At 66.3% G+C, this 19138-nt stretch carries 14 protein-coding genes and 1 tRNA gene; 14 read left to right on the top strand and 1 reads right to left on the bottom strand.

The features are described 5' to 3' along the window. Positions 1-3: 3 nt before the first annotated feature. A complete protein-coding gene (locus tag CHC08_RS27130; protein ID WP_089210198.1) occupies positions 4-2025 on the top strand; it encodes an ATP-binding protein in 2022 nt (673 codons plus the stop codon). Between the two features lie 257 nt (positions 2026-2282). Here the strand turns inward: CHC08_RS27130 and CHC08_RS27125 are convergent, their stop codons facing one another. Next, entirely contained in the window at positions 2283-3488 is a 1206-nt protein-coding gene (locus tag CHC08_RS27125) for a pyridoxal phosphate-dependent aminotransferase (protein WP_089210197.1), read from the bottom strand. Between the two features lie 331 nt (positions 3489-3819). On the opposite strand from CHC08_RS27125, the gene CHC08_RS27115 reads away from it, so the two are divergent. From CHC08_RS27115 to rpsL, 13 genes are all read left to right on the top strand, one after another. Further along, positions 3820-3892: transfer RNA gene (locus tag CHC08_RS27115), tRNA-Trp, on the top strand. A gap of 74 nt (positions 3893-3966) precedes the next feature. Continuing rightward, a complete protein-coding gene (gene secE / locus CHC08_RS27110) occupies positions 3967-4215 on the top strand; it encodes a preprotein translocase subunit SecE (protein WP_089210234.1) in 249 nt (82 codons plus the stop codon). A gap of 68 nt (positions 4216-4283) precedes the next feature. Next, positions 4284-5204: a transcription termination/antitermination protein NusG gene (nusG, locus tag CHC08_RS27105; protein WP_089210195.1), complete on the top strand. Its 921-nt coding sequence runs from the start codon at positions 4284-4286 to the stop codon at positions 5202-5204. A 117-nt stretch (positions 5205-5321) separates the two neighbouring features. Beyond that, the gene (gene rplK / locus CHC08_RS27100; RefSeq protein WP_089210194.1) at positions 5322-5753 is read left to right on the top strand and encodes a 50S ribosomal protein L11; all 432 of its coding nucleotides are present in this window, start codon (positions 5322-5324) and stop codon (positions 5751-5753) included. Positions 5754-5930: 177 nt separating this feature from the next. After that, on the top strand, positions 5931-6644 hold the full coding sequence (rplA, locus tag CHC08_RS27095; protein ID WP_089210193.1) for a 50S ribosomal protein L1: 714 nt from the start codon (positions 5931-5933) through the stop codon (positions 6642-6644). Between the two features lie 151 nt (positions 6645-6795). Then, a complete protein-coding gene (locus tag CHC08_RS27090; RefSeq protein ID WP_089210192.1) occupies positions 6796-7626 on the top strand; it encodes an SCO4651 family lipoprotein in 831 nt (276 codons plus the stop codon). A gap of 332 nt (positions 7627-7958) precedes the next feature. After that, the gene (gene rplJ / locus CHC08_RS27085) at positions 7959-8483 is read left to right on the top strand and encodes a 50S ribosomal protein L10 (RefSeq protein WP_089210191.1); all 525 of its coding nucleotides are present in this window, start codon (positions 7959-7961) and stop codon (positions 8481-8483) included. 81 nt (positions 8484-8564) lie between these two features. After that, positions 8565-8951, top strand: a complete 387-nt coding sequence (gene rplL / locus CHC08_RS27080) for a 50S ribosomal protein L7/L12 (protein WP_089210190.1) — start codon at positions 8565-8567, stop codon at positions 8949-8951. Between the two features lie 288 nt (positions 8952-9239). Continuing rightward, a complete protein-coding gene (locus CHC08_RS27075) occupies positions 9240-9749 on the top strand; it encodes a hypothetical protein (protein WP_089210233.1) in 510 nt (169 codons plus the stop codon). After that, positions 9746-10261 carry a hypothetical protein gene (locus tag CHC08_RS27070; protein ID WP_089210189.1) on the top strand — a complete coding sequence of 172 codons (516 nt, stop codon included), beginning with the start codon at positions 9746-9748 and terminating at the stop codon, positions 10259-10261. Before CHC08_RS27075 ends, CHC08_RS27070 begins: the two co-directional genes overlap by 4 nt. Before the next feature lie 444 nt (positions 10262-10705). Continuing rightward, positions 10706-14173: a DNA-directed RNA polymerase subunit beta gene (gene rpoB / locus CHC08_RS27065; RefSeq protein WP_218825504.1), complete on the top strand. Its 3468-nt coding sequence runs from the start codon at positions 10706-10708 to the stop codon at positions 14171-14173. Between the two features lie 26 nt (positions 14174-14199). Then, positions 14200-18090, top strand: a complete 3891-nt coding sequence (locus tag CHC08_RS27060; RefSeq protein WP_089210187.1) for a DNA-directed RNA polymerase subunit beta' — start codon at positions 14200-14202, stop codon at positions 18088-18090. A gap of 676 nt (positions 18091-18766) precedes the next feature. Further along, entirely contained in the window at positions 18767-19138 is a 372-nt protein-coding gene (rpsL, locus tag CHC08_RS27055; RefSeq protein ID WP_012887826.1) for a 30S ribosomal protein S12, read from the top strand.

The following is a 19138-nucleotide window of genomic DNA, read 5'->3' as shown; positions in this document are numbered from 1 at the left end:
GAGATGAGCAGTTTCGTCGGCCGTGCCGATGAGCTGGAGGAGATCGGGAAGCTCCTCGCCCGGACACGTCTGCTCACCCTGCACGGCTCCGGCGGAGTCGGTAAGACGCGCCTGGCCCTGAAGGCCGCGCAGAACGCGCGGAAGGACTATCCCGACGGCGTCTGGGTGGTCGAGCTGTCACCGGAGACCAACGGTGATCTGCTCGCCGGCCGCATCGCCGGGCTGCTGGGCCTGCACCTGCAGTCCGGACACTCGGTCCTTGAGGCGCTCACCGAGTTCCTCGCCGAGCGGCGCCTGCTCCTGGTCCTCGACACCTGCGAGCACCTGGTCGGCCCCTGCAGCGACCTGATCGTCTCCATCCTGACCGATGCGCCCGACATCCGGATCATCGCCACCAGCCGCCAGGAGCTCGGCCTCCCCCTGGAGGTCGTCATGGTCGTCAACCCCTTTCCCGTCCCGCCGCCCGAGACCGCCGACCTCGCCGGCTACGACGCGATGAGTCTCTTCCTGGACCGCGCGAAGGCCGTGGCCCCCGGGCTGCGCACGGACGAACGGGCCATGATGGCCGTCGCCAGGCTCTGCCGCAGGCTCGACGGCGTGCCGCTCGCCATCGAGCTGGCGGCCAGCCACATGCGCGGCCTGTCCGCGATCCAGCTCGCCGACCAGCTCGACGACCGGTTCAAGCTGCTGGCCGACGGTGACGGCCTCCTCATCCGCCACTACACGCTGCGCACCGCCGCGGGCTGGAGTCACGAGCTGTGCACTCCCGCCGAACGCCTGCTCTGGGCCCGGCTGTCGGTCTTCGCGGGTGCCTTCGACGTCGAGTCCGCCTGCGGCGTCTGCCAGGACGAACGCCTGCCCGACGTGCCCGCCGTGCTCTCCTCGCTCGCGACGAAGTCCGTTCTCGCGCGGGTGGGCGATCACTACCGCATGCTCGACACCATCAGGGACTACGGGCGTGACTGGCTGAACGAGCTCGGCGAGGGCAATCTCATGATCCGCCGGCACCGTGACCACTACCTGTCCACCGCCCGCCGCATGGACGCCGAGTGGTACGGCCCGCGCCAGCTCGAATGGGCCTACTGGGCGCACAAGGAGCTCCCCAACCTCCGTACGGCCCTCAACCGCTGTCTCACCGCCGGCAACCATCGGGCCGCCCTGGAGCTGAGCGGGGCCCTGTGGGTGCTCTGGTGTCATCTGGGCCTCATCCGGGAGGGCCGCTACTACCTCGACCGCGCGCTGGCCGCCTGTCCCGGCCCCAACCCGGCCAGATCCAAGCCTCTCTGGGCCGTCGCCCACCTCGCGCTCATCCAGGGGGACATGGTCCTGGCCCGCAGCCGGGCCGAGGAGTGCCTCGAGAACGCGCGGCGGTACGGCGACGCCGACGCCGAGGCGAACGCCTACCTTCGCCTCGCCGGCAGTTGCCTGTTCACCGCCGACCTCGGCGGCGCGCGGGCGTACGCGCTGGAGGGAGCGGTCAAGTTCCGGGAGGCGGACCCGGATTCCGTGAGAGGGCCGTCCATCCCCCTGCTCCTCGCCATGGCGGCCACCTTCGGCGGCGACTTCGACGAGGCGGTGGAGATCCTGCGGGAGGCCCGTCTCCGCTGCGAGGCCTGTGGCGAGCTGTCCCAGCGTTCGCTCTGCGACTACGTTCTCTCCCTCGCCCTTTTCAACCGGGGCGAGGTCGCCGGGGCGGCCGAGGCGGCCAGGGCGTCGCTGGAGGTCAAATGGCAACTGCGCGACGTGGTCGGCAGCGTCCTCGCCATCGACCAGCTCGCACGGGTCGCCGCCGCCGCGGGTGACGGCGGGCGCGCCGCCTGGCTCCTGGGCGCCGCCCAGCGCATCTGGATCACCTTCGGACTGCCCGGCCTCGGAGCCGACGCCATGACCCGCCCTCGCGAGAGCGCCGCGACCCGCGCCATGGACCTGATCGGCCCGGCCGCCTACGCCGTGGCGTTCGAGGAGGGCGCGACCTCCCACATCGAGGCCACCGTGGCCTACGCCCTGAAACCTCTGGAGATCTGACCCCCGGATCCGCGGACCGGGGGGCGCGGTGAAGGCGCCCGCCACATGGAGACCTGACCTCCGGATCCGAGGCTCCGAGGCGAAGGCGCCCGCCATAGGAAGATCTGGCCCCCGGATCCGCGGACCCGGGGTGGCGAAGAGGCGGGGCCCGTCGCCCGGTCGGTCCTCTGCCAGCCGTCGCGACCCCCCGGCCCGGGAGACGAGACGGACCTCGGGATCGATATCGATGAGGGCCGGGCCTCCCGCGTCCGGTACGGCTAGCGGCTCTCGCCCAGGAACTTGGCGATCCGGCCGACTCCCTCGACGAGGTCGTCGTCGCCGAGGGCGTAGGACAGGCGGAAGTAGCCGGGGGTGCCGAAGGCCTCGCCGGGGACGAGGGCGACCTCGGCCTCCTCGAGGATGAGCTCGGCGAGCTCGGCGGACGTCTGCGGGCGCCTGCCGCCGAAGTCCTTGCCCAGCAGCTCCTTGACCGACGGGTAGACGTAGAACGCGCCCAGGGGCTCGGGACAGAGCACGCCCGGGATCTCGTTGAGCATCCGGACCATGGTCCGGCGGCGGCGGTCGAAGGCCTCGCGCATCTCGGCGACGGCCGACAGGTCGCCGGTGACGGCGGCCAGGGCCGCGATCTGGGCCACGTTGGAGACGTTGGAGGTGGCGTGCGACTGCAGGTTGGTCGCGGCCTTCACGACGTCCTTGGGGCCGATCAGCCAGCCCACCCGCCAGCCGGTCATCGCGTAGGTCTTGGCGACGCCGTTCAGCACGACGACCTTGTCGCCCAGCTCGGGAACGACGGTGGCGATGCTCGCGAACGTCGCGTCGCCGTAGGTGAGGTGCTCGTAGATCTCGTCCGTGACGACCCACAGGTCGTGCTCGACGGCCCAGCGGCCGATCGCCTCGACCTGCTCGGGGCTGTAGACCGCGCCGGTCGGGTTGGACGGGGAGACGAACAGCAGGACCTTGGTGCGGTCGGTGCGCGCCGCCTCGAGCTGCTCGACGCTCGCGAGATAGCCGGTGGTCTCGTCGGTCACGACGTCGACCTGGACCCCGCCGGCCAGCTTGATGGCCTCGGGATAGGTGGTCCAGTAGGGGGCGATGACCACGACCTCGTCACCGGGGTCGAGCAGCGTGGCGAACGCCTGGTAGACGGCCTGCTTGCCGCCGTTGGTGACCAGCACCTGGGCCGCGCCGACCTGGTAGCCGGAGTCGCGGAGCGTCTTGTCGGCGATGGCCTGCTTGAGCTCGGGGAGCCCGCCGGCCGGCGTGTACTTGTGGAATCTGGGGTTCCGGGCCGCCTCGACGGCCGCCTCGACGATGTAGCCGGGCGTCGCGAAGTTCGGCTCTCCGGCGCCGAAGCCGATGACCGGGCGGCCCGCCGCCTTCATCGCCTTAGCCTTGGCGTCCACGGCGAGCGTGGCGGACTCGGAGATCGCGGAGATGCGTGCTGAGATGCGAGGACGGGTCATGCGTCCATGTTTACAGATCCGCACCGCCGTCTCCGCTCCTTATCCATGATGCGGACGGCGGGTCTCGGTCCCTGCGCGCCGTTCACGATGCGGACGGCCGGCCACGGGCACCGCGCGCTGTCCATGACGCGGACGACGGGTGACAAGCCCTACAAGCCGTACAAGCACGTAAACGGGCCCTTGATCTGGGCAATCGGCCGCTGGTTCGACGTAGTGGCCATTCCGACGTAGAATCCGACGTGGTCTTTCCGCCGCATGCCTGAACCGGCGGCGTGAGACCGTGAGCCGCGACCAAACTTCGGTCCAACCGATGTATGGTGGTTCATGTCTTAGGGCACTAGCGCAATTGGTAGCGCACCGGTCTCCAAAACCGGCGGTTGAAGGTTCGAGTCCTTCGTGCCCTGCGAGGAGCGGTCCGCGCATCTGGCGTCTAGCGCGCCGCTGATATGCGTTGGACTCGACGGATCAGGTGAGGACTGTGGCGATCGACACGCGCGGCGAAACCGCAGACAAGCCGAGTGGTGAGAAGAAGGCCAAGCGCACTTCTCCCGCCCTTTTTTATCGGCAGATCATAGCTGAGCTGCGTAAGGTCATCTGGCCTACGCGCAAAGAGCTTATCTCTTACACCATCATCGTTCTGGTCTTCGTTGTGATCATGATCGGAATCGTGTCCGTGCTGGACTACGTGTTCACCGAGGGTGTGCTGAGAATCTTCGGCGGAGCCTGAACCGGCATCCGGCGGGTTGTCCCGCGGTCAGTCCATTCAGCCCATCGACGGAAAGAGAATGAGTCACCGTGTCCGAGTCTTCACAGTCGGCTGGCGAGTCCCGCGCGGAGCGCGTGGAGGAGCCGGAAGCCGTCGACGTTGCGGAGGGTTCGCTCGACGAGTCCGATGAGTCGGCCGTCGATGCCGGATCCAACGTCGACGTCGACGCTGAAACCGAGGCCGAAGAGGCCGCGGCCGGCGCCGTTGACGAGGACGGTGACGTCCTTCCCGGCGACGAGTCCGATGAGGACGACGCCGACGAGGACGACGACGAGTCCGATGAGGACGACGACGTGGCCGCCGAGGCCGCTGTGGTCTCGGCGGACGGCGCCGTCGACGAGGACGGCGACGTCCTTCCCGAGGTCGACCTGGTCGAGGAGTTCAAGGACCACCTGCGGAGCCTGTTCGGCGAGTGGTACGTCATCCACTCCTACGCGGGTTACGAGAACCGCGTGAAGTCGAACATCGAGACCCGCACGCAGTCCCTCAACATGGAGGACTACATCTTCCAGGTCGAGGTGCCCACTCACCACGTGACCGAGGTGAAGAGCGGCAAGCGCCAGCTCGTCAAGGAGCGGGTCCTGCCCGGCTACGTGCTGGTCCGGATGGAGCTCACCGACGAGTCCTGGTCCGCGGTGCGTAACACGCCCGGCGTGACCGGCTTCGTCGGCCTGTCCAACAAGCCGAGCCCGCTGAGTCTCGAAGAGGTCGCCAAGCTGCTGGCGCCGGAGCCGTCCGAGGAAGTCAAGAAGTCGACCGCCAAGGCCTCGGCCGCGACCGTCGACTTCGAGGTCGGCGAGTCCGTCACCGTCATGGACGGCCCGTTCGCCACTCTGCCCGCGACGGTCAGTGAGATCAGCGCCGAGTCGCAGAAGCTCAAGGTGCTGGTGTCGATCTTCGGTCGTGAGACCCCGGTTGAGCTCTCGTTCAACCAGGTCTCGAAGATCTGACCGGATCGCATAAACTAAGTCGTTCGGGGGCCGTGCTTCGCGAAGCGCGGCCCGCCGACATGCTCCCCGTGTCTGCGTGGGAGCCGCACCAACCCGATTGAGGACCCGGAGAGAACCATGCCTCCTAAGAAGAAGATCGCGGCACTGGTCAAGGTCCAGCTTCCCGCTGGCCAGGCCACTCCCGCACCGCCGGTCGGTACCGCCCTCGGTCCGCACGGCGTCAACATCATGGAATTCGTGAAGCAGTACAACGCTGCCACCGAGGCCCAGCGCGGCAACATCATCCCCGTCGAGATCACCATCTTCGAGGACCGCAGCTTCGTCTTCATCACGAAGACGCCCCCGGCGCCCGAGCTGATCAAGAAGGCCGCCGGCGTGGCGAAGGGCTCGGCAGTCCCGCAGAAGGACAAGGTCGGCAAGCTCACCAAGGAGCAGCTGCGCCAGATCGCCGAGACCAAGATGCAGGACCTCAACGCCAACGACCTCCAGGCGGCCGAGAAGATCATCGCCGGCACCGCCCGGTCGATGGGCATCACGATCGTCGACTAGCAGCACCCGATCATCCGGGCAGGGCGGTGAGACGGACCCCATCGGGATCCGCGACACCGGCCAGAAGCCCGGCAGCGACCGCGACCAAGAGCGCGTTCGTCACCACAACGTCGAAGTAAGTGGAGGGGCCAGGCGCTGGCCCGTACCACGGACACTCGGATTCACAGGAGTGAGCAAGTGAAGCGCAGCAAGGGATACCGCACCGCAGCGGCCCAGATCGACCTCGAGAACCTGTACAGCCCGGCCGAAGCCGCCAAGCTGGCCAAGGACTCCAACGTCGCCAAGTTCGACGCCACCGTCGAGGTCGCCCTGCGACTGGGCATCGACCCCCGCAAGGCGGACCAGATGGTGCGTGGCACCGTCATCCTCCCGCACGGCACCGGTAAGACCGCCCGGGTCCTGGTCTTCGCGACCGGCGACCGTGCAGAGGAAGCCCGCGCCGCGGGCGCCGACATCGTCGGCGCCGACGAGCTGATCGAAGAGGTTGCCAAGGGCCGCCTCGACTTCGACGCCGTCGTCGCCACCCCGGACCTCATGGGCAAGGTCGGCCGCCTCGGCCGCGTGCTCGGCCCGCGTGGTCTGATGCCGAACCCCAAGACCGGCACCGTCACCCCGGCCGTCGGCAAGGCCGTCACCGAGATCAAGGGCGGCAAGATCGAGTTCCGTGCCGACCGGCACGCGAACCTGCACTTCATCATCGGCAAGGTGTCGTTCGGTGAGCGTCAGCTCATCGAGAACTACGCCGCCGCCCTCGACGAGGTGCTGCGTCTGAAGCCGTCCGCGGCCAAGGGACGCTACGTCAAGAAGGTCGTGTTCGCCACGTCCATGGGCCCCGGCATTCCGGTCGACCCCAACGCGACGCGCGGCCTGACCGCGGAGCTCGACGCCTGATCCCAGGCTCTTTTCGCGAAAGACCTCAACCGAATGGCCATTCGGTTGAGGTCTTTTTTCGTTTCTTCGTTCTTTCGGAGGACGCACCCGAGTTTGCCGCCGCGTAGTGTCGTAGACAAGTTCATCGGGGGACACGAAAGGGTGAAGACGAATGCGTCGATTGGCTCCCGCACTTGCATTGGGAGGGGCCGCGCTGGTCGCGGTCGCGGGATGCGGTGCGCAGGGCACCAGCTCCCTCGGAAACGTCAAGCTCGCCGCCGCCGAGGCGGTGCAGCAGAGTGTGCAGAAGGCCGAAGCGGTCACCTCCTACTCCGGCGACGTGGTCCTGGAGGCCACCGGTGGTGACAAGGGCGCGAGCAAGATCCAGGGCAGCCTGCTCTACCAGAGCAAGCCCCAGCTCGCGACCGACATCAGGCTGGACACGATCACCTACGGCGGCCAGAACGTGCCCGGCGGGGCGCGGGCCATCCTGTCGGGTGACACGGTGTACGTGAAGTCGGAACTCCTCAACAAGTTCGCGGGCGCGAACAAGCCCTGGATCAAGGTGTCGCTCGCCGACGTCGACGCCAAGGGACAGGCTGGGATCAAGGGTTTCATGGACCAGGTTCAGCAGTTCGACCTCGCGAGCACCGTCAAGCTGCTGACCGTGTCGAAGGACGTCAAGGCGGTCGGCACCGAGACGGTCGGCGGAGTGGACACCACGCACTACAGCGGCACCTTCCCGGTGGCCGAAGCCGCTCAGGCGATCGACCCGGCCAAGAGCGAGCAGCTCCAGCAGGATCTCTCGCGGGTCAAGAACGTGAAGTTCGACTTCTGGTCCGACGCGCAGAACCTGCCGCGCAAGGTCACGCTGAGCGGCTCCGAGCAGGGGAACACGTTCAACCTGACGGCCTTCTTCAAGGGCTTCAACGAGCCCGTGGAGATCGCGGCCCCGCCCGCCGACCAGGTGGGCGACCTGCCGAAGAACCACGTCGGAAACTGACGTACGCGCGGCTCGCGCCCCCGGCCATCCGGCCGGGGGCGCGAGCCTTTTTCCTTGATCTGGTCGAGCTTTTTCTTCGATTCGGTACGGGTGCCGGGTTTGATTTGGCACAAGTCCCGTCAGGACGTAAGCTGTCAACGCCGAAGACCGCCGGTCGTCATCGGGCCTCATGGCCTGATGACCCAAGGATCCACTTCAGTGGACGGCCTGCGTAGGTTGTGTTGTGAGTTTTCATCTGGACTAACCTCCTTATGTGAGCCCCCGCGCGCCTGCGCCGGGGCTCGTTTGCTTTTAGGGGCCTTCACGCCGGCGGCACATCTGGAAGGAGGCCCATGGCGAAGGCAGAAAAGGCAACGGCAGTAGCCGAGCTCACGAGCAGCTTCAACGGCTCCAACGCTGCCGTTCTGACCGAATACCGCGGTCTCACCGTCGCCCAGCTCAAGCAGCTGCGCGTTTCTCTCGGTGAGAATGCGAAGTTCGCCGTGGTGAAGAACACGCTGACCAAGATCGCGGCCACTGAGGCCGGGTTCAGCCAGCTCAACGACCTGCTCGCGGGTCCGTCGGCGATCGCGTTCGTCAACGGCGACGTGGTCGAAGCTGCCAAGAGTCTGCGTGAATTCGCCAAGGCCAACCCCCTCCTGGTCATCAAGGGCGGCGTCGTCGACGGTAAGTCGATGAACCCGGCCGAGATCAGCAAGCTTGCCGACCTCGAGTCGCGCGAGGTTCTCCTCGCGAAGCTGGCCGGCGCCATGAAGGCGAAGCAGGGCCACGCGGCCGCTGTCTTCAACGCGCTGCCCACCAACATGGCTCAGCTGGCCGAGGCCCTGCGCGCCAAGCGCGAAGGCGCCGGCGAGTAGGTCCGCGCAAGCGGTCACAGGGGATTTAACGCACACCGCGGTCCCATTTCTTAGTAGTTAGATTCATACGGAGGAACCACCATGGCGAAGCTCAGCACCGACGAGCTGCTCGACGCTTTCAAGGAAATGACTCTCCTTGAGCTGTCCGACTTCGTGAAGCTCTTCGAGGACACCTTCGACGTCAAGGCTGCCGCTCCGGTCGCCGTTGCCGCCGCCGCCGCCCCCGGCGCCGCTGCCGAAGAGGTCGAGGAGCAGGACGAGTTCGAGGTCATCCTCGAGTCTGCCGGCGAGAAGAAGATCCAGGTCATCAAGGAGATCCGCGCCCTCACGAGCCTGGGCCTCAAGGAGGCCAAGGACCTCGTCGACGGCGCTCCCAAGTCCGTCTTCGATGGCAAGGTCAACAAGGAGCAGGCGGAGAAGGCCAAGGCCGCTCTCGAGGCCGCCGGCGCCGGCGTCACCGTCAAGTAATTCAGTTTCACCACGTAATTCGTTTCACCAGAAAAGGGCGGGTCCACCAGGTGCCGGTGGTCCGCTCTTTTTTGTTTTCCCGCCCCTCCCGTGCCGGCGGATCTCCCGGCCCGGCACGGGAGGGGCGGGGTGGGTGCGACGAGGCGCAAAACGGGTAGCGAAAGCCTTCCGTACGGATGTGCACGGCGGGTTATGATCCGGCGACCGGGGGGCTCGTCGATTCGGACGGACGAAGGTTCCATGCTCACCGGCCGGCGTTCCGGAGACCGTGCGATGGGAGAAGAACGCATGGCAGTACATGCCGCCCGGCCCCGTCGCCCGCTGGGGATCGCAGGGCCGGTGCTGGGCGTGCTGATCGCGGTGCTGCTGGTCGTGGCCTTCTGGGTCGGCAGGGACCTGGGCGCCGCCCAGGCCGCGGCCGATGACAGGCAGGCGGCGATGCGGGTGGCGGGGGCCCACGCGGTCTATCTGCTCTCCGTCAGCCACCAGAGCGTCGACGCGGACATCAAACGCATCCTGGATACTTCCACCGGCCCGGCCAGGACGGAGTACGTCAGGACCGCTGAGGCGCTCAAGGAGGCCACGATCAAGGGCCGGATCGTCCAGGCGGGCGCGCTCCGTGCCACCGGGCTGGTCTCGCTCAAGGGGACCACGGCTCAGGTGATGGTGGTGGGGGACACGGTGATCCGGAAGGACGGCGATAAGAACGCTCCACAGGAGCGGTTCTACCGGTGGAACATGGAGGTCACCAAGATCGGAGGGGTATGGCTCGTGTCAAAGGCGGAGGTGGTCCTGTGAGGCGTGTCTCCCTGTTGGTGATCGGGATGCTGACGGTCGTGGCGCTGGCGCTCACGGCCGTTATCTGGATCATGTTCACCGATCTGAACCGGCTGCGGACGGAGGAGACGGCAGGCGCGGAGGCGCTCGCCGCTGCCCGCTCGGTCGCCTCCGCCATGCTGTCCTACGACTATCGTACAATCGAACAGGATTTCGCAAGAGCAGGTGGTTACACCGCCGGTGGTCTCACATGGCACTACAAGCAGCTTGCCACAACTCTGGTGCCCCAGGCCAGAAAAGAACGGACCGTGCAGCAGGCGACGGTGGCCGGGGCGGGGGTGGAGTCGATAGGTTCCGACCGGGTCGAGGTGTTGTTGTTCATGAGCATGAGCACCGTGAGGACCCTCCCCGGAGAGAAGGAACCCCGGCGGCAGGTCAGTCAGAATCGGGCCCTTTTCGTCATGGTCAAAAAGGATTCTCGCTGGCTGGTCGCGGAGCTGTCCACGCTGCTCGGAAGCCCTCCGAGACCCTAGTCGGCGTGGCGGGTTACCCAATTGTTAGTAAAGCTTCGGTTTGAGATGTGTGCTGCGGGGGGTACATCAGCCACGGCAGCGTCGATCGTCAGTCGAACATCGGCTAGCGTTCGATCCGCCGTGTGACTGAGCGTCAGCCGCACCAGGTCGGGGTACCGTCTTGGACGCGGTGGTGTGCGCAGGTCATCCGGTGGGAAAACTCCCAGCATCTCGGCTATTGCTTGGCCGAAATGTCGGCTCGCGGGCTTGACGTTTCGGCGATGACGGGCGATGCTGCGACCAACGTGGAGCTTGCAGCGAGACTGAAGTGGACAGGTGTGTGCCGTTCGGCTACACTGCCCCTTTGCGCTGCCCTTTGACGACCCGCTTCTTTTGGTGCTCTGATGCATGGTCGTCTGGCGTGCGTGTAGTCAGTCCGCCGCGAGCCCTCGGAAGGACATCCTGTTGGCAGCCTCGCGCAACGCCTTCGCCGTACCCGCCGGTCCCCGTCGTGTGTCTTTCGCACGAATTCAGGAGCCGCTCGAAGTTCCTGACCTTCTCGCTCTCCAGACCGAGTCCTTCGACTGGTTGCTTGGCAACGAGAAGTGGAAGGGGCGGGTCGAGGCGGCTCGCCAGGCCGGGCGCAAGGACGTTCCGGCCCAGTCGGGTCTCGAAGAGATCTTTGAAGAGATCAGTCCCATTGAGGACTTCTCCGGAACCATGTCCCTGTCGTTCCGCGATCACCGGTTCGAGCCGCCAAAGTACTCAGTAGATGAGTGCAAAGACAAGGACATGACCTACTCCGCCCCGATGTTCGTCACGGCGGAGTTCATCAATAACACCACTGGTGAGATCAAGAGCCAGACCGTGTTCATGGGCGACTTCCCGCTCATGACCGGCAAGGGAACGTTCATCATCAACGGCACCGAGCGTGTCGTGGTCTCCCAGCTGGTCCGGTCCCCGGGCGTCTACTTCGACCGTAGCGTCGACAAGACCTCCGACAAGGACCTCTACGGATGCAAGGTGATCCCCTCCCGGGGCGCCTGGCTCGAGTTCGAAATCGACAAGCGCGACAGCGTCGGCGTCCGCATCGACCGCAAGCGCAAGCAGGCCGTAACGGTCCTGCTGAAGGCGCTCGGGTGGACCAGCGAGCAGATTCTTGAGCGTTTCGGACAGTACGAGTCCATGCGCGCAACCCTGGAGAAGGACCACACGGCCGGCCAGGACGATGCTCTGCTGGACATCTACCGCAAGCTGCGTCCTGGCGAGCCGCCGACCAAGGAGTCGGCGCAGACGCTGTTGGAGAACCTGTACTTCAACCACAAGCGTTACGACCTCGCGAAGGTCGGCCGCTACAAGATCAACAAGAAACTCGGCGTCGACAGCGAGATCACGCAGGGAACGCTGACCGAAGAGGACATCGTCGCCACCATCGAATACATCGTCCGGCTCCACGCCGGCGAGGTCTCGATGCCCGGCGCGAACCGTGAGATGGTCGTCGAGACCGACGACATCGACCACTTCGGCAACCGTCGCCTTCGCACGGTCGGCGAGCTCATCCAGAACCAGGTCCGTCTGGGCCTGGCTCGTATGGAGCGCGTCGTCCGCGAGCGGATGACCACTCAGGACGTCGAGGCGATCACGCCGCAGACCCTGATCAACATCCGTCCGGTCGTGGCGTCGATCAAGGAGTTCTTCGGAACCTCCCAGCTGTCGCAGTTCATGGACCAGACCAACCCCCTGGCCGGTCTGACGCACAAGCGTCGTCTGTCCGCGCTGGGCCCCGGTGGTCTGTCCCGTGAGCGGGCCGGCTTCGAGGTCCGTGACGTTCACCCGTCTCACTACGGCCGCATGTGCCCGATCGAGACGCCCGAAGGGCCGAACATCGGCCTGATCGGTTCGCTGGCCTCCTTCGGCCGCGTGAACTCCTTCGGGTTCGTCGAGACGCCGTACAGGAAGGTCATCGAGGGCCGGGTCACCGAGGAGGTCCACTACCTCACCGCGGACGAGGAGGACCGGCACGTCATCGCCCAGGCGAACACGCCGATCGGCCCCGACGGAACGTTCCTGGAGCCGCGCGTGCTCGTCCGCCGTAAGGGCGGGGAGTTCGAGTCGCTGCGGGCCAACGAGGTCGACTACATGGACGTCTCGGCACGCCAGATGGTGTCCGTGGCGACCGCGATGATCCCGTTCCTCGAGCACGACGACGCCAACCGCGCGCTCATGGGTTCCAACATGCAGCGTCAGTCGGTGCCGCTGCTCAAGAGCGAGGCGCCGCTGGTCGGCACCGGCATGGAATACCGTGCCGCGACCGACGCCGGTGACGTCATCACCGCGGATAAGGCCGGTGTGGTCGAGGAGGTCTCCGCCGACTACATCACCGTGATGAACGACGACGGCACCCGCACGACCTACCGTGTCGCCAAGTTCAAGCGCTCCAACCAGGGCACCTGCTTCAACCAGAAGCCGATCGTCAAGGAGGGCGACCGGATCGAGGTGAACCAGGTCGTCGCCGACGGTCCCTGCACCGAAACCGGTGAGATGGCGCTCGGCAAGAACCTGCTCGTGGCGTTCATGCCATGGGAGGGCCACAACTACGAAGACGCGATCATCCTCTCCCAGCGTCTGGTCCAGGACGACGTCCTCTCCTCGATTCACATCGAGGAGCACGAGGTCGACGCCCGTGACACCAAGCTGGGCCCGGAGGAGATCACCCGGGACATCCCGAACGTCTCCGAGGAGGTCCTGGCAGACCTCGACGAGCGCGGCATCATCCGCATCGGCGCCGAGGTCACCACCGGTGACATCCTCGTCGGCAAGGTCACGCCCAAGGGCGAGACCGAGCTGACCCCCGAGGAGCGCCTGCTCCGCGCGATCTTCGGTGAGAAGGCCCGCGAGGTCCGTGACACCTCACTGAAGGTGCCGCACGGCGAGTCCGGCAAGGTCATCGGCGTCCGCGTGTTCAGCCGCGAGGAGGGCGACGAGCTCCCCCCCGGCGTCAACGAGCTGGTCCGCGTCTACGTGGCCCAGAAGCGTAAGATCACCGACGGCGACAAGCTGGCCGGCCGCCACGGCAACAAGGGTGTCATCTCCAAGATCCTTCCGGTCGAGGACATGCCGTTCCTTGAGGACGGCACGGCGGTCGACATCATCCTCAACCCCCTGGGCGTGCCCGGCCGAATGAACGTCGGCCAGGTCCTGGAGACCCACCTCGGGTGGATCGCCGCCAGAGGATGGGATATCTCGGGCATCCAGGAGGCGTGGGCCGAGCGGCTACGCGACAAGGGCTTCGCCCAGGTCGCGCCGCGGACCAACATGGCCACCCCGGTGTTCGACGGTGCCAACGAGGAAGAGATCATCGGCCTGCTCGACAGCACCCTGGTCAACAGGGACGGCGGGCGCATGGTCGGCGCGAACGGAAAGGCCCAGCTCTTCGACGGCCGTTCCGGCGAGCCGTTCCCGCACCCGGTCTCGGTCGGTTACATCTACATCCTGAAGCTGCTCCACCTGGTCGACGACAAGATCCACGCTCGTTCGACCGGCCCGTACTCCATGATCACCCAGCAGCCGCTCGGTGGTAAGGCCCAGTTCGGTGGACAGCGTTTCGGCGAGATGGAGGTGTGGGCGCTCGAGGCGTACGGCGCCGCCTACGCACTCCAGGAACTGCTCACGATCAAGTCCGACGACGTTCTCGGCCGGGTGAAGGTCTACGAGGCCATCGTCAAGGGCGAGAACATCCCCGAACCGGGCATTCCTGAGTCGTTCAAGGTCCTCATCAAGGAAATGCAGTCGCTGTGCCTGAACGTTGAGGTGCTCTCCAGCGACGGCATGTCCATCGAGATGAGAGACACCGACGAGGACGTCTTCCGCGCTGCGGAAGAGCTCGGCATCGACCTGTCCCGGCGTGAGCCGAGCAGTGTCGAAGAGGTCTGATCCAGAAGCTGAGGAGGGGATTACAAGTGCTCGACGTCAACTTCTTCGACGAGCTTCGGATCGGCCTCGCGACCGCCGACGATATCCGCCAGTGGTCGCACGGCGAGGTCAAGAAGCCCGAGACGATTAACTACCGGACCCTCAAGCCCGAGAAGGACGGACTCTTCTGCGAGAAGATCTTCGGCCCGACCCGGGACTGGGAGTGCTACTGCGGTAAGTACAAGCGCGTCCGCTTCAAGGGCATCATCTGTGAGCGCTGCGGCGTCGAGGTCACTCGCGCCAAGGTGCGTCGTGAGCGGATGGGCCACATCGAGCTGGCCGCGCCCGTCACGCACATCTGGTATTTCAAGGGTGTCCCGTCCCGTCTGGGATACCTGCTCGACCTGGCCCCGAAGGACCTTGAGAAGGTCATCTACTTCGCGGCCTACATGATCACGCATGTCGACAAGGAAATGCGTGAGCGTGACCTGCCCTCGCTCGAGGCGAAGATCTCCGTCGAGCGGCAGCATGTCGAGCAGCGTCGTGACGCCGACATCGAGGCCCGGCAGCGGAAGCTCGAGGCCGATCTGGCCGAGCTGGAGGCCGCCGGGGCCAAGGGCGACCAGCGCCGCAAGGTCCGTGAGGGTGCCGAGCGTGAGATGCGGCAGCTCCGTGACCGGGCCCAGCGCGAGCTGGACCGGCTGGACGAGGTCTGGAGCCGCTTCAAGAACCTCAAGGTCCAGGACCTTGAGGGCGACGAGCTGCTCTACCGCGAGATGCGCGACCGTTTCGGCCGCTACTTCCGCGGTGGCATGGGCGCCCAGGCCATTCAGGAGCGTCTGACCAACTTCGACCTCGCTCTCGAGGCCGAGAACCTGCGCGAGACGATCCGCAGCGGCAAGGGCCAGAAGAAGGCCCGCGCGCTCAAGCGTCTCAAGGTCGTGTCCGCGTTCCTGAACACGCGCAACTCGCCCAACGGCATGGTCCTGGACTGCATCCCGGTCATCCCGCCGGACCTGCGCCCGATGGTGCAGCTCGACGGTGGCCGGTTCGCGACCTCGGACCTGAACGACCTGTACCGTCGCGTGATCAACCGGAACAACCGCCTCAAGCGTCTCCTTGACCTCGGCGCCCCCGAGATCATCGTGAACAACGAGAAGCGGATGCTCCAGGAGGCCGTCGACGCGCTGTTCGACAACGGCCGTCGTGGCCGTCCGGTCACGGGTCCCGGCAACCGTCCCCTGAAGTCCCTCAGCGACATGCTGAAGGGCAAGCAGGGCCGATTCCGCCAGAACCTCCTGGGCAAGCGAGTCGACTACTCCGGCCGTTCGGTCATCGTCGTCGGCCCGCAGCTGAAGCTGCACCAGTGCGGTCTGCCCAAGCAGATGGCACTGGAGCTCTTCAAGCCCTTCGTGATGAAGCGCCTGGTCGACCTGAACCACGCGCAGAACATCAAGTCGGCCAAGCGGATGGTCGAGCGTGCACGCCCGGTCGTGTGGGATGTCCTCGAAGAGGTCATCACCGAGCACCCCGTGCTGCTCAACCGCGCGCCGACGCTGCACCGCCTGGGCATCCAGGCCTTCGAGCCGCAGCTGGTCGAGGGCAAGGCCATCCAGATCCACCCGCTCGTCTGCACCGCGTTCAACGCGGACTTCGACGGCGACCAGATGGCGGTGCACCTGCCGCTGTCGGCCGAGGCTCAGGCCGAAGCCCGCATCCTGATGCTGTCCACCAACAACATCCTGAAGCCGGCGGACGGCAAGCCGGTGACCATGCCCACCCAGGACATGATCATCGGTCTGTACTCCCTGACCACGCTGAAGGACGACACCCAGGGCGGAGTCGGCGAGGGCCGGGCCTTCGGCTCGGTGTCCGAGGCGCTCATGGCCTTCGACCGCCGCGAGCTGGACATCCAGTCCAGGATTCAGATCCGGATGAAGGGCGACGTCCCGCCGCCCCGCGACTGGACGGCTCCCGAGGGCTGGGAGCCGGGCGACACCTACCGCCTGGAGACCACGCTCGGCCGCTGCCTGTTCAACCAGACGCTGCCGGCGAACTACCCGTACGTGAACGCGCAGATCGGCAAGAAGCAGCTATCGGTCATCGTCAACGAGCTTGCGGAGAAGTATCCCAAGGTCGAGGTGGCGGCCGCGCTCGACGCCCTCAAGGACGCCGGCTTCTACTGGGCGACCAGGGCCGGTGTGACGATCTCCATCGAGGACGTCATCGCACCGCCGAACAAGGCCGAGATCATGGAGACGTACGAGCGCAGGGCCGACAAGGTCCAGCGGGAGTACGAGCGCGGTCTGATCACGGACGAGGAGCGCCGTCAGGAGCTCATCGAGATCTGGACGCACGCGACCAGTGACGTGACCGACGACATGCAGAAGGCGTTCCCGAAGACCAACCCGGTCTGGATGATGGTCCAGTCGGGCGCCCGAGGAAACCTGATGCAGGTCCGCCAGATCTCCGGCATCCGTGGTCTGGTGTCCAACACCAAGGGTGAGACGATCCCGCGTCCGATCAAGGCCTCGTTCCGCGAGGGCCTGTCGGTGCTGGAGTACTTCATCTCCACCCACGGACAGCGCAAGGGCCTCGCGGACACCGCGCTGCGGACCGCCGACTCGGGTTACCTGACCCGTCGTCTGGTGGACGTCGCGCAGGACGTCATCGTCCGCGAGATCGACTGCGGCACCGACCGCGGTGTCCCGCTGCACGTCGCCGACCGCGACGCCCAGGGCAACCTGGTCAAGGCGGAGAACGCCGAGAGCAACGTGCACGGCCGCATCCTCGCCGAGGACGTGGAGGTCGACGGCAAGATCATCGCGACCGCGGGTGTCGACATCAACGACATCCACGTCACCGCGCTGGTCGAGGCCGGTGTGGAGACCGTCAGGACCCGCAGCGCTCTCGTCTGCGAGGCCAAGATCGGTGTCTGCGCCACCTGCTACGGCCGTTCGCTCGCGACCGGCAAGCTCGTGGACGTCGGCGAGGCGGTCGGCATCATCGCCGCCCAGTCGATCGGTGAGCCCGGTACCCAGCTGACGATGCGTACCTTCCACACCGGTGGTGTGGCGGGCGCGGACATCACGCACGGTCTGCCCCGTGTCCAGGAGCTCTTCGAGGCGCGCGTCCCCAAGGGCGTCGCCCCGATCAGCGAGGCCGAGGGCCGGGTCCGCATCGACGAGACCGACAAGACCCGGAAGATCGTGGTCGTCCCGGACGACCCCGACGCCGAGGAGATCGCTTACCCGGTCTCCATGCGGTCGCGCATGATGGTCTCCGACGGTCAGCGTGTCGGCGTCGGTCACCAGCTGATCGCCGGTGCGGTCAACCCCAACGAGGTGCTGCGCATCCTCGGCCCCCGGGCCGTGCAGCTGCACCTGGTGGCGGAGGTCCAGCAGGTCTACCGCTCGCAGGGTGTGTCGATCCACGACAAGCACATCGAGATCATCGTCCGGCAGATGCTCAAGCGCGTGAACGTGCTTGAGTCCGGCGATGCCGACATGCTGCCCGGTGAGCTCGTCGAGCGGCCCCGCTTCGAGCGGATCAACCGCGAGTGCGTGGCCGAGGGCGGTACGCCGGCCTCCGGTCGTCCCGTGCTGATGGGCATCACCAAGGCCTCGCTCGCAACCGAGTCCTGGCTGTCGGCGGCGTCCTTCCAGGAGACGACCCGAGTGCTCACCGACGCGGCGATCCACGCCAAGTCGGACTCGCTGCTCGGTCTCAAGGAGAACGTCATCATCGGAAAGCTCATCCCGGCCGGTACGGGCATGCCCCAGTACCGCAACATCCGGGTCGAGCCCACCGAGGAGGCCAAGGCCGCGATGTACACGGTCGGCGGCTACGACGGCTCCGCGGCGGACTACACCTTCGGTTCGGGCTCTGGTGAGGCCGTGCCGCTGGAGGAGTACGACTTCGGTCAGTACAACCGCTAAGTGGTCATAGGCAGCGTCCGGTTCTCCCTTCGGGGGGACCGGGCGCTGTCGTCTTGTCAGGGGTTTCTGAACACTTTTGGGCACTACCGCCACCACTGCCCGGGCCCTTCATCGGCCCGGGACCTTCCGCGGAGGCGTCCGCGTGCCGGGTCTCTTCCCGGGCGTCTTCACCCGCCGGTGTCCCTTCCCGGATCTTCGTCCGTCGAGTTCAGAGGTGCCGTGTCCTTTCCTTGACCGGAATGTTGCGGCGAAAGCCGTACGTTAATGAGGCGAACGGCTGGAGAAGTCCTCTGCGGCAGGTAAACTCAGCACGGACCCAACAGCGGTCGGCCGGAAACCGATCGCGGGAGTCACGGCACGAATACGGGCGCCGATAACGGCGCGCGGCAGACGTAACCGTTTTGACGTGTTGCGTTGGACTAGGTAGTCTTGCCCTTCGTGCCCGTGGCTTCATGGGCTCTCATGCGTGCGCGTCGACAGGTTTCCCGCGGGGAGTCGGCAGAGGCGCCGTATGGCCTCCTCCACTGGACTGGCCTAGCTGGGGTGTGGCGCGGTAATTGCGCGACACGCCCGACCGCGTGGGTCGGAGTGGACGGAAAACCCGCAGGTCATGACACCGGCAGTGCCTGCAAAATGCACGATATTCGAATAACCGGCAAGCACGAACGGAGACGCGGTGCCCACGATTCAGCAGCTGGTCCGCAAGGGCCGCCAGGACAAGGTCACAAAGACCAAGACCCCGGCGCTCAAGGCCAGCCCCCAGCGACGCGGCACCTGCATGCGCGTTTACACCACGACCCCGAAGAAGCCGAACTCCGCCCTCCGCAAGGTCGCGCGTGTCCGGCTCACCAACGGCATCGAGGTCACGGCCTACATCCCCGGTGTCGGCCACAACCTCCAGGAGCACTCCATCGTGCTCGTCCGCGGCGGTCGTGTGAAGGACCTGCCGGGTGTTCGCTACAAGATCATCCGCGGTTCGCTGGACACCCAGGGTGTCCGCAACCGCAAGCAGGCCCGTAGCCGTTACGGCGCGAAGAAGGAGAAGTAA

Origin of the sequence: Streptosporangium subroseum (genome assembly GCF_900188345.1) — a bacterium.
GTDB classification, from domain to species: Bacteria; Actinomycetota; Actinomycetes; order Streptosporangiales; family Streptosporangiaceae; genus Streptosporangium; species Streptosporangium subroseum.
The sequence above is the reverse complement of the archived record's forward strand: the minus strand, read 5'-3'. Positions and strand labels throughout refer to the sequence as shown.

Bases quoted from the DNA above. Each gene is read 5' to 3' on its own strand.
- CHC08_RS27130 (WP_089210198.1), top strand. From the start codon at position 4: ATGAGCAGTTTCGTCGGCCGTGCCGATGAGCTGGAGGAGATCGGGAAG.
- CHC08_RS27125 (WP_089210197.1), bottom strand. From the start codon at position 3,488: ATGACCCGTCCTCGCATCTCAGCACGCATCTCCGCGATCTCCGAGTCC.
- rplK (WP_089210194.1), top strand. From the start codon at position 5,322: ATGCCTCCTAAGAAGAAGATCGCGGCACTGGTCAAGGTCCAGCTTCCC.
- CHC08_RS27090 (WP_089210192.1), top strand. From the start codon at position 6,796: ATGCGTCGATTGGCTCCCGCACTTGCATTGGGAGGGGCCGCGCTGGTC.
- rplJ (WP_089210191.1), top strand. From the start codon at position 7,959: ATGGCGAAGGCAGAAAAGGCAACGGCAGTAGCCGAGCTCACGAGCAGC.
- rplL (WP_089210190.1), top strand. From the start codon at position 8,565: ATGGCGAAGCTCAGCACCGACGAGCTGCTCGACGCTTTCAAGGAAATG.
- CHC08_RS27075 (WP_089210233.1), top strand. From the start codon at position 9,240: ATGGCAGTACATGCCGCCCGGCCCCGTCGCCCGCTGGGGATCGCAGGG.